Here is a 10,924-nt window from a genome sequence, read left to right as displayed (position 1 = left end):
GCGGACATTCTCGCGTGCATCAAACAAAGCGTGCCGTTGTCGAAGACGATGCGCGAGAAGATCGACCTCCTCCGTGGATGGTCTCAGAGCCGGGCGCGTCCGGTATCGACACAGCAACTCCAAATGAACTCGGCGCCCAATCATGGATCGGTTTGATTGGCTAGAACTCGACAGTGCCGCGGGCATTGCCGCACATCGGGAATCGACGTCTCCCGCGCCGCCACCGCGAGCGATGCCCACAGACGGTCCCTCGTTCTACCGGGCTGGTCGCGAGATGCGTTACGCGGGTCACTTCAAGGCGGCCACGGATTTCTATCGCAAGGCCATCGGATTCGACGAGCGCAACTATGGAGCATGGGTCGAACTTATCGATACGCTGGTGCGCGCGGGGCGCATGCAGGAAGCCGATACGCTTTCACGCGAGGCAAACGACAACTACAAACTCGTGCGGCTATTCTACGCGGCGCGAGCCCTGGTCCTGGCCCACATGGGCAACATGCCCGAGGCCATGGCCCTCTCCGACGTGAGCGTCGACGCGGGCGACCGCAGTTGGTACTCGCGGTGTGTGCGCGGCGAATTGCTTCTGAAAGCGGATGCATCGTTCCGGTTTGAGGCATTGAAGATGTATGAGGAAGCGCAGAGCCTGGCGCAATCGCCGTGGGAACCCGCCTTCTATGCGGGTTGGTCATTGCTCGACGCGCACCAGTATGCGTTGGCCGCGTCGTACCTCACGGAAGCCGCGCATCTCAATGCGCGCGCCCCGCTAATCTGGTTGTGTCTGGGTGATTGTTTCAAGGCGCTGAAATTCTACGACCAGGCCATCTTCTATTATCAGCGTGTTTCGGAATTGGAACCCACGAGCGATTTAGCCGTGAAGCGGCAGAAAGAATGCGGATCGCTTGTTTTTGGATTGATGCGTGTGTTTCGCAGTCGCGACCTGCATGCGCGTTGGCGGAGAGAATACGAAAAAGCCCTGCAGCAATTGGAGCCCCAGGACAATGACTACTGAATATGTAAGCCCGTTGGTTGAGCGCTTTGCGACAAAGGAAATGGCGCAGTTGTGGAGTGCGCAAAGGAAGTTCTCGACTTGGCGGCGCTGTTGGATAGCCCTCGCGGAAGCCGAGCAGGAACTTGGATTGCCCATCACCGATGAACAACTCGCGGAGATGCGAGCTCACGTCGACGATATCGATTTCGCGGCAGCGGAACGGTTTGAACGCGAACTGCGGCATGACGTGATGGCGCATGTCCATACGTACGGGTTGGTGGCGCCGAAGGCCAAGCCGATCATCCACCTCGGAGCGACCAGTTGCTACGTGGGCGATAATACAGACCTGATCCTGATGCGAGAAGCACTGGAGATCATTCTCTCCAAGGCCGTCAACGTGCTGCGCAAGCTGTGCGACTTCGCCGTCAAGTGGAAGGACCTGCCGACGCTTGGGTTCACACATTACCAGCCCGCCCAATTGGTCACTGTCGGCAAGCGCGCCTGCTTGTGGGCCCAAGACATTCTGTTCGACATAGAAGATATTGAGCGCGTCATCGGTCGCTTGCGATGCCGTGGCGTCAAAGGCACGACAGGAACACAGGCGTCTTTTCTTGCGCTGTTCGACGGCGATCACGAGAAGGTCAAACGCCTCGAACAACGCGTTTCGGAAAAACTCGGTTTTGGCCGCGCGTATGCCGTCACCGGGCAAACCTATCCGCGAAAGGTTGATTCGGATGTTCTTCGGGTTCTGGCCGCACTTGGAGAAAGTGTTCACAAATTCGCGACGGATATGCGGCTGCTGCAGAACATGAAGGAAGTCGAGGAGCCATTCGGCGAGAAACAGATCGGCAGTTCGGCCATGGCGTACAAACGCAATCCGATGCGTTGCGAACGCGCGTGCGCGCTGGCCCGTTTCCTCATGGTCTCTCCGCTGCACGCGGAAATGACGTCATCCGTGCAGTGGTTCGAGCGCACGCTCGACGATTCTGCCATTCGCCGTCTCAGTTTGCCGGAATCGTTTCTGGCGGCGGACGGCGCGCTGAATTTATATCTCAGCATCATGGAGAATCCGGACGTCTATCCGAAGGTCATTGAGCGGCACGTGCGAGCGGAGTTGCCGTTCATGGCGACGGAAAACATCTTGATGGCGCGCGTGAAGCAAGGCGGTGACCGTCAGGAACTGCACGAAGTGATTCGTCGCCATTCCCAAGCAGCCGCTCGCCGCGTCAAAGAAGAAGGTGGCGACAACGACTTGTTGGAACGGCTCGCGCAAGACCCGGCCATCGGAATGAGCATGGCCGAAATTGAGACGATTCTCGATGTACGGCAGTTCGTTGGCCGCGCGCCGGAACAAGTAATCGAATTCGTCGAGCAAGAAGCCGGGCCAGTGCTCGAGCGGAACAAGTCACGGCTGGGCGCGAAATCCGAGGTCAGAGTGTAACGGTCGCGAGCCCTTAGCGTGCAGCGCCGTCTCCGGCGATTATGACGTTGCCGCTATCCGGTAGACTGAGCTGCGAAGCCTTCGATAGAAACTCGTCCTTTGAGAACGCGAAACGCGGGCTAATCTCGATCTCAATGGCAACCTTACCCTGAGCGTCTCGCGGCACGGAATGCCCTGCAGCTTCCAGCCACCCGCCCCAGTATTCGCGCATGGAAGACCAGGCGGCCACGACACTGTTGTCCCCCTCAAAGGACTTAATAGGCGTGTACTCGCCCAAGCGCCCAATTTCCAGAGCGATGGGATCGTGCCGTATGAAACGGAGCGCGTCGAATACAAACGTCTCAAACTTGTAGCCGTTTGGCTTGTCCGGCTTCACAACCCGGCCGTCGGCCCCGACGTATGCGATTTTTTTATGAGCGCGGTGCCAGGGGAAGTCCACAAAATGGTCGTTTACTCGCTCAATGAACCCTAGCGAGATGACGTGCATCGCGGGGTTTCCCGCGTAATAACGCGGCAATCCGTCTTTGTCGGTCTCCAACAACTGCGGATAGATATCGAGTTCAGAATACTCAATCACGCGGTATTCTCCGTCGCACAGGCAATGCACGCCGACGGCCTCGCGCGGCTCGTTCTTGCGGTGAATCTTGGAGGACATGTCGCCGCCGCGCAAGACGTGGTAGCCGATGAAATACGGATCGATGGACTTGATTGCCCAGTTATCTACCTGGAAGTAACTCAAGGTATCGACGCCGCGCTCATTTGCGTCGCGCGCAATTCCGTTTTCGACGATTGCGGGAATTACCCCGCCGTGACCGTTCGGATTCATCGCAAGCGAACCGGGTTCTTCCAGCATAAACTTGCCGCGCTCGTCTACACACGGCGCCATACGCTGCCGGAAGAACTTGATCTGACTTTCTTTCAGGCCGAAATGCCCATTCTCGCGGAAGAATGTCTTCGTTTCCGTCTCGTTCGTGTCCGACACCATGATGTACCAGGGAAGCGTACACCCATATCGATCCTGGGCATTGTGAAGCTTGTCCGCGTGATAGGCGAACAGCGACCGCTTCGTCACAGGCCCGATCGGATAGGCACCCTTGGGACCGTCAAATCCAAGCCGCGTGCCTTGGCCGCCCGCGACCAATAGCAGGCCCACGCGCCCCGCGCGCAGCGCCTCTTCTCCCGCCTCCCACGCTTCACGCGCATCGGCCCGCGAAGAGTCCGCTTTCGGAATCGTGGGAACAGGGGTTATCTCGCGAAAACGTTCGGCCGGAGGTTCGTCGAGCACCCACTCTGCAATGAGGCGCTCCATCAACTGAAAGTCGATGGTCTCAATCTGCCCCGCGAGATTCGTGCGGCCTTGCTCATCCAGACTATCCCAAAACGCCAATACGTGCTCTTGACCATGCTCGGCCAGTCCGCGACGCAATTCCTCTATCGAAAGGCTCATCGTGGCTTTCCCATTCCTTTGGCGCGCGCCATCATTTGTTTGCGCTGTTCGAGGTTGGGCAACATGCCCGGTTTGGATCCTTCCATGAGCTCGAACTTCGTGCCGCACCCGTCGCAGAGACCATATTCGAAGGCCGGGTGTTCCAGAAACTCACCGCAACGCGGACACGAAGGCAGGTTCTTCGCGTACAAGGCGGCGACATTCTCGAATGCTAGCCCGCAGCACGTGCACTGCTTTACCGGCTGCGCGCGCCGCCAACAACGAGTAAACTGCCGATACGCGTTGCACACCGTGCAGAAGGCTGTTTTGCCCACAAGAGGAACCGTCACGGGGTTGGACGGCGCCTCAGCTTCCTTGTCTTTCTTCCCGAAAAGCGCCATTGTTGTTCACATCATCCATTGTGTTGGCGCATGCGACAGCCTACTCGGACGAAGTCCGATAATACCCGTCCGCTCGCGCACCGATTGCCCAGGTTACATGACAGTCACAAGTGCGCGCGTCGAGTATGGAACCGATTTGTCGCCCGATTTGATCTTCATCGTGATAGTCTCAGTCTTGAAGCCAGGCTTGGCGTCGGGCGCGACGTTGACGTCCACGAATACGGTGTTCGGGGTCTCGCCGGGGCGTGTGGATAGCGACAAATCCTTGCCGGATATGGACAGGTCTTCCAACTCAAAAGGCTGTTCACTCAGGATGGTGGCCGTCGCAATCTTCCCTTGTCCCGCGGTCACTTTGTCCCGCACGCGAATGAGTGCCGGTTCGACGCGGAAGAAGGTCTTCACATCCGCTTTCATTGTGTAGTAAAACTTGCTGACCCGCTTCGCGTCGCTGTAGATGTAGAACTGATTCTGAAACACGCCGAGAGGCAGGTTCGGCGAAAGCGTAACCGCAACCTTCCACTCGCGGTGTCCAGGTTCTTTCCACTCGTTTTCCGGCACGTCTTGCAGAGCAACCGCAAAAGGCTCGTCTTCCTTCTTGACGGTATCGCGCAAATCTCTGCGCCCACGGGGCGAAGGCGTCTCGACCTTCTCCAACTTCAGCGGCTTGGTTCCCGCCTGACGAATACGAACTTCCTTCGTCGCGGATGATCCGTATTCGATTGTTCCAAAGTCCAAGCTATCGGGCTCCAGAATGAACTCCGGATCGATGTGAGCATAAACCTGAACTTCCAACGTCGGGTTGACGACATCGGACGAGTAGATCGTCAATGTCTTGTGCGAATAGAAACCCGGCACCCGAAAGGGGTTCACCGTTACGTACATGGGCATCTCGCCGCCCGGAGGAATAACGGCATTCTCGTCATATCCGGGGCGCTTCGAGTTGCGATTGAAAGTCCCCAACGTACAGCCGCACGTGGTCTTGATGGTGGTTATCTTCAGATCGCGTTTGCCGGTATTGCGAACCTTCAGCTCTTTGGTTGTCGGTTCCGCATTGGAGATGACCCCCATGTCGAATTCAGTCGTCTCGACTTCAAGCCGCGCGGAGACGCTCGGGTCTTCCGTGACGGGGGGAACCCCACCGGCCACACTCTTGGTACCTACGTCGCTTTCTTGCCAAGCGCGCGCCTGCTCCAGGAAATCGCCGCTTTCTTTCTGTCCGGCGCTGCTCGGCCTTAACACAACGAAAAGAACCAGTGTCCCGATACCCAGCAGTACGAGGACTACAACATGACTTGCACGTAGTTTCATCGCTTATTCCGCCTTAAACCTGACCCGGTATTGAGACTCTGCGCGTTCCAAATCCCGTGCCAAATTATCGTACACTTCCGACGTGACCTCGCCGAGCACTTCCATGCCCATCAACAGTGCGCCCACGACGGGCTCAAACAACGGCATGACCGTTTGTGCGCGGGGACAAACCCGGTGGATTTCCGTCCGCATGGCGTCAATCAGAACCGGACTGCTCCCCTTGAAGACACTTCCAGCCATCACCACTTCAAATTCGTCTTCGCACATACGCAACTTGCGGGCTGTGGCATTCACCATCATGCCGAGGTACTTGCCACCTCGCTCTAGAATATCACAAGCGGCCTCGTCGCCTTCAAACGCTGCTTCGAAAACAATCTTCGCCATGGGCTGCAAGTCGGTGTAGGTCAACTGCCCACGGTAGAGTTTGTAGAAGAGATCCTCGACGTCCGCACATCCCCCACGCTCCACAAATTTCGCCGTCATTAACGTGGGCGGCCGTACACCGTCACGAGTCTGCAGGACCCTCTGGAGCCCGTCGCGTCCGATACTTGACCCCGAGCATTCGTCGCCAAAGCTGTCTCCGAGTCCGCCGGTACGCGCATGATCTCCCGAACGGTTCTTACCCGCGCAGACACAACCGGTGCCGCACGCGATCGCGATCCCAAACGGGCTGCGGGTGCCGCCCCGCAAACCTCCCATCGAATCGTTCTGGAAATCGCGCGGAATGTCGCCAAACAGGGGTGTATACAGCTCGCGTTCAAGCATGACGTAGTCTTCGGGAAGGTCCGCCCCGGCAATCCCCATCCCAATCGCCGATATGTCCGAGAGACTCAGACCCGCGTCCTTGAGCGCTGCCCCAATGGCCTTTTCGTTCTCGACGCGCGCAGGGTCCACGCCGGCCATTTCGTAGCTTCCACAACCGGCCTTACCGAACCCGAGTACCTTGCCGTTCTCATCGCCGATAAGGCAATGCGTCTTTGTCGCTCCGACATCGATTCCCAGAAAATACTTCATGTCAATCCTGCTCGTCCTAAGTTGAACAACATCCCCGTATAGCAAAAATGCGCGCGAGACCTGCGTCCCGCGCGCATAAACACATCACATTCCGATAGCGTCAATTCCCTTGAAGCTCTTTCAGCCGTTTCTTGGCCAATTCGACTTCGGGCGCATTCGGATAATTGTCTACCAACTGCTTCAGAAGCGCAACTGCGCGTTGCGTTTGTCCCAGCCGCAGATGGGCGTCCGCCTGATTGCTCAGCGACATCGACACCTTCGGACTATTCGGATACGTGGTCCGAAGCTTCTCGTACTCGGCAATGGCCTCTTCAAGACGGTTCAGCTTGCGAAGGCAATCGGCCTTCCAATACTGCGCGCCGTCCGAGTACTTCGAATCGGGATACTTCTGAAGATACGCCGAATACTGAGCCAAAGCAGTCTCGAAGTCTTCGCCGTAGAAGCTCCGCTGCGCGGCGTTATAGTCCGTCAGCGCATTCGAGCCAACTTCCGTGCCTGCCGGGGCCGTGCCAGGGACCGATTCCGGCGAAGGAACCGGCGTGGTACCCTGGGCCGCCGCGACAGCCCCACCGGGAGGCGGCAGGATTTCCGCCGACTGGGCCGAATAATTCGTCCCGCTGTAGGCATCAAGCCCTGTTGCCCCGGTCGGACGCCCGGACATGCGATAGACGTCCTGGCTGAGCTTGTCGATGCTCTTCTGCATGCTGTCAAGCTTCGCCTGGTTATCTTCGATAGCAGACTGCAAACTCTTGACTGCCATATCGTTCGCTTCGACTTTGGCAGTCAAATCCGCCGCCGTCTGATTCAGCTTGGTGACCGACGGCCCCAAGTCCTGTTCAAGATTCTTGGCGATCTTATACGTCGCATACACGGTATTCGACAGTTGGTCGCCGCCGCCGGTAGTCGTGCAGCCGGCCACCCCCAACCCTATGAGCAGGGCGCACAATCCGATTGCCAAGGAACGCATGGCTCAGTCCTTCCGTGTGCGACGTTATTTCTTCGCTTCGTTAAACTGGCAACGACGGTTCTTCGCCCACGCATCTTCGCTGTGGCCGGGATCGGCGGGCATCTCTTCGCCGTAGCTGATGGTGACGATACGGTCGCCGGAAATGCCAAGGCGGACAAGCTGCTCGCGAGTCGCAAGCGCGCGCTTCTCGCCCAGCGCAAGGTTGTATTCCTGCGTACCACGTTCGTCGCAGTGACCTTCCACCTGAACGATTACGTTCGGAACCTGCTTCAGAACATCCGCATTCGCCTGAAGGGTCGAAAGGGCGTCAGGACGCAGAGCGTAGCTGTCATAGTCAAAGTAGATGGGCTTCACGAGGGGGTTCGGCCCGAAGAAGAGCTGGCTCTGGTCGATAGGCGGCAGGCCTTCGCCCGTCGTCTGTTCGGGAGCCGTCGTCTGGCTCGTGCTCGTCAAATCGGGATTGATCGGCTGCTCTTTCTTCTTCCTCGAGCAACCACTGGCTACGGTCAGCGCCATAGCCAAGCAAAGGCTCATAACAAGTCCATTCCGCAAGTGTCTCATTTCAGGTGCTCCTTCTCAGGCATGCAAAACGTGTGTGAAAGTGAAAACCGTAAGGGTCAATAGCGTAACAGAAAACGGGGCTTGAATCAAATGACCCCGATTCCTGCCCCTCGTCTATATATGTCTCAAGCGGACAAGAAGTTCCATCTCAATTCAAGGCTTCGGTTTACAGCTTCAGAATGAGATTGGATTTGACGCTTTCCACCGCCTCGCGAATGTTATCGACATGGCCGAACGCGCTCAGCCGGAAGTAGCCTTCGCCTCCCGGCCCAAAACCCGATCCGGGCGTGCCCACGACATGCGCCTCACGCAGCATCTTGTCGAAGAAATCCCAGGATTTCATGGCATTTGGAGTCTTGAGCCACACATAGGGCGCATTGACCGCGCCATATACGGTCAAACCAAGTGACTCCAAACCCGATTTGATGGTTCGCGCATTCTTCATATAATACGCAACCATCTCCCGGCATTCGCGTTGACCCTGTTCGCTCAGGATCGCGACCCCGCCTTCCTGGACGATATTGGAGGCCCCGTTAAACATGGTGGTCTGGCGCCGGTTCCACAAACGGTTCAGCTTTCCCGGTTCGCCGTCCTCGCACGCAAGCGCCTTGGGCACAATCGTCCAACCCAGACGCACTCCGGTGAATCCGGCCTCCTTCGAAAAACTGCTCAATTCGATGGCACACTCCTTCGCGCCTTCGATTTCGAAAATCGACCGAGGCAGCGCGGGGTCGCTGATATACGCCGCATAAGCGGAGTCGAAGATGATGACGGCCTTGTGTGCGCGGGCGTATGCCACGAACTTCGCCAATTGCTCCTTCGTGGCCACAGCTCCGGTCGGGTTGTTTGGACTGCACAGATAGATCAGGTCCACCTTGCCATCGGGAAGCTCCGGAAAGAAACCGTTTGCCTCCGTGCACGGCATGTAGACCAGCCCTTCAAAGCGGCCGTCCTTCCATTGTCCCGTGCGCCCGGCAATGACATTGCTGTCCACATAAACGGGATACGCGGGGTCTTGAACGGCGACCACATTGTTGAGGCCAAATATCGATTGTATATTCGCCGAGTCCGGCTTGGCCCCGTCGCTCACGAATACCTCATCCGGTTCAATATTTACGCCGTACTTCGCGTATCGGGCGGCAAGCGCCTCACGCAAATCCGTGTTCCCTTGCTCGGCCCCGTATCCGGTGTACGTCTTCACGTCCGCAAGCTTGCGTACCCCCGACAAAAGCCCCTCGATAACCGAAGGCGTCAACGGCTCTGTCGTGTCGCCGATGCCCAGCCGCATGACCTTCGCGCTCGGATTCTCCGCCTGAAACGCCCGCGTCCGCTTGGCGATTTCGGGAAACAAATAGCCTGCCTGCAACTTGTCATAATTAGCGTTAATCGTCGCCATGGAAAGAACGAGACTCCTTTCTATTCACGGTGGTCAGGTGGAGACGCAAAACGCCGCATAGTATAGCGGAAGTCCTTCGAGAATAACCTCCCGCATGCGCACGCGACTGGGAACTTGCTGTGGGGTCATCGCTCCGCAATGCTGCGTCGCGATCACCGCAAGCATCCACCTAAGCGATCGCCTGAGTAACGCCTCGCTCGCCGAGCGCGGCGCACCTCAAGGAGCAGCCCTTGAGTTCACCGCAAAAGGCCTTCTAATCCGTCGCGGTAGTGCCCCCCCCAATCTCCGCGCGCCTCCGCATAAGCGGTCGCCCAAGTAGCGCCTCGCTCGCCGAGCGCGGCGCACCTCAAGGAGCATCCCTTGAGTTAACCGCAGGCCTCTGCGTTACCCGCAACCCACGCCCCAGCACATACCGTGATCGTCGGCCCGCTTCTATCTCCAGAGTGACTGTAGTACTATGCACATACTCACTTATTCGGCTTATCGAGAACACGGCAACCCGCACCAATTTTCCCAAGTGGAGTACGGTGCAATGAAAACCTCACGCTTCTATCGCATGCGCCTTCCCCACTGGGAAGTCGACCGCAACGTGTACTTTGTAACGTTGCGCTTGGTGGGCACATTGCCGCGAGAGGTAGAGCATGAGATTCGGATTCGAACGGAAGCGTTGCTCTCTGCGCCGAACGATAAGATTAGACGTCTTCATCGCGAAGCCTTTCGTATCCTGGACGACGCATTGGATTCGCGCCAACAGAGGGCGCTATTCAACGATGCACGGCTCGCAAACGTCTGCGTCAGCGCTATCGAGCACAGAGTGAATTCTGGACGGTGGGAAAACGTGGAGTATGTGGTCATGCCGAATCATCTCCACGTATTTTTCGAATTGCGGCAAGGGACGCTAGAAACCGAGATTGTCGGCTTTAAACGCTGGACGACTTCGCATCTGCGACGGCTCATCGCAAGCGATGGCAAGGCGATTTGGCAACGCGAATGGTTCGACCATTGGTCGCGTTCGGCGGTAGAAGACCAACGAATCATAGAGTACATAAGAGACAACCCGGTCAAGGCGGGTCTGGTCGAGGATTATCGCATGTGGCCGTACGGCTCCTGGAACAATAGCTGACGAGTGACGAAATCGAGAGCACTCGACTGAAGACAAGCGGTCGCGCGAATCCGAGCCGAGACATACGAGCATGGTTACCGTCAGCGTTTTAACCTGCGCCGCGTTCGGCGATCGCGGCGCTACCAAAGACCGCCACGCAATGCGAATAGAGTAGCGCCTCGTTCGCCGCGCGCCTCCATATATGCGGCTGCCTGAGCAGCCCCCAATTCCCGCGCGCCTCCACATAAGCAATCGCCTGAGTAGCGCCTCGCTCGCCGAGCGCGGCGCACCTCAAGGAGCAGCCCTTGAGTTCACCGCAA

11 protein-coding genes are annotated in these 10,924 nt (G+C 57.6%); 3 read left to right on the top strand and 8 right to left on the bottom strand.

Annotation, left to right across the window (positions count from 1 at the left end; all coding sequences use genetic code 11):
- Window positions 1-142: 142 nt before the first annotated feature.
- Window positions 143-1,009 carry a hypothetical protein gene (locus K1Y02_21930; GenBank protein ID MBX7259038.1) on the top strand — a complete coding sequence of 289 codons (867 nt, stop codon included), beginning with the start codon at window positions 143-145 and terminating at the stop codon, window positions 1,007-1,009.
- Complete coding sequence (gene purB / locus K1Y02_21925; protein MBX7259037.1) at window positions 999-2,429, top strand: adenylosuccinate lyase; 1,431 nt, start codon at window positions 999-1,001, stop codon at window positions 2,427-2,429. Before K1Y02_21930 ends, purB begins: the two co-directional genes overlap by 11 nt.
- A 13-nt stretch (window positions 2,430-2,442) precedes the next feature.
- On the opposite strand, the gene K1Y02_21920 is transcribed toward purB, so the two are convergent.
- The 7 genes from K1Y02_21920 to K1Y02_21890 form a co-directional block, all read right to left on the bottom strand.
- Complete coding sequence (locus K1Y02_21920) at window positions 2,443-3,876, bottom strand: UTP--glucose-1-phosphate uridylyltransferase (GenBank protein MBX7259036.1); 1,434 nt, start codon at window positions 3,874-3,876, stop codon at window positions 2,443-2,445.
- A complete protein-coding gene (locus tag K1Y02_21915) occupies window positions 3,873-4,256 on the bottom strand; it encodes a hypothetical protein (GenBank protein ID MBX7259035.1) in 384 nt (127 codons plus the stop codon). The genes K1Y02_21920 and K1Y02_21915 overlap by 4 nt, the downstream gene beginning before the upstream one ends.
- A 93-nt stretch (window positions 4,257-4,349) precedes the next feature.
- Entirely contained in the window at window positions 4,350-5,564 is a 1,215-nt protein-coding gene (locus tag K1Y02_21910; protein MBX7259034.1) for a DUF1573 domain-containing protein, read from the bottom strand.
- A gap of 3 nt (window positions 5,565-5,567) precedes the next feature.
- Window positions 5,568-6,578, bottom strand: a complete 1,011-nt coding sequence (locus K1Y02_21905) for a hypothetical protein (protein ID MBX7259033.1) — start codon at window positions 6,576-6,578, stop codon at window positions 5,568-5,570.
- Between the two features lie 100 nt (window positions 6,579-6,678).
- Window positions 6,679-7,545 (bottom strand): tetratricopeptide repeat protein, encoded by an 867-nt coding sequence (locus K1Y02_21900; protein MBX7259032.1) that lies wholly within the window; start codon window positions 7,543-7,545, stop codon window positions 6,679-6,681.
- A 24-nt stretch (window positions 7,546-7,569) separates the two neighbouring features.
- Window positions 7,570-8,106 carry a peptidoglycan-associated lipoprotein Pal gene (gene pal / locus K1Y02_21895; protein ID MBX7259031.1) on the bottom strand — a complete coding sequence of 179 codons (537 nt, stop codon included), beginning with the start codon at window positions 8,104-8,106 and terminating at the stop codon, window positions 7,570-7,572.
- Between the two features lie 166 nt (window positions 8,107-8,272).
- On the bottom strand, window positions 8,273-9,502 hold the full coding sequence (locus K1Y02_21890) for an LL-diaminopimelate aminotransferase (protein ID MBX7259030.1): 1,230 nt from the start codon (window positions 9,500-9,502) through the stop codon (window positions 8,273-8,275).
- Window positions 9,503-10,034: 532 nt separating this feature from the next.
- Here K1Y02_21890 and K1Y02_21885 point away from each other — a divergent pair.
- Entirely contained in the window at window positions 10,035-10,625 is a 591-nt protein-coding gene (locus K1Y02_21885) for a transposase (GenBank protein ID MBX7259029.1), read from the top strand.
- A gap of 88 nt (window positions 10,626-10,713) precedes the next feature.
- Here K1Y02_21885 and K1Y02_21880 read toward each other — a convergent pair.
- Window positions 10,714-10,924: hypothetical protein (locus tag K1Y02_21880; protein ID MBX7259028.1), on the bottom strand; the 211-nt coding region annotated here is incomplete at its 5' end.

Source organism: Candidatus Hydrogenedentota bacterium, from assembly GCA_019695095.1.
Classification (GTDB): domain Bacteria; phylum Hydrogenedentota; class Hydrogenedentia; order Hydrogenedentales; family SLHB01; genus JAIBAQ01.
Note: the sequence above shows the minus strand (reverse complement) of the source record. Positions and strands in the feature narration are given on the sequence as shown.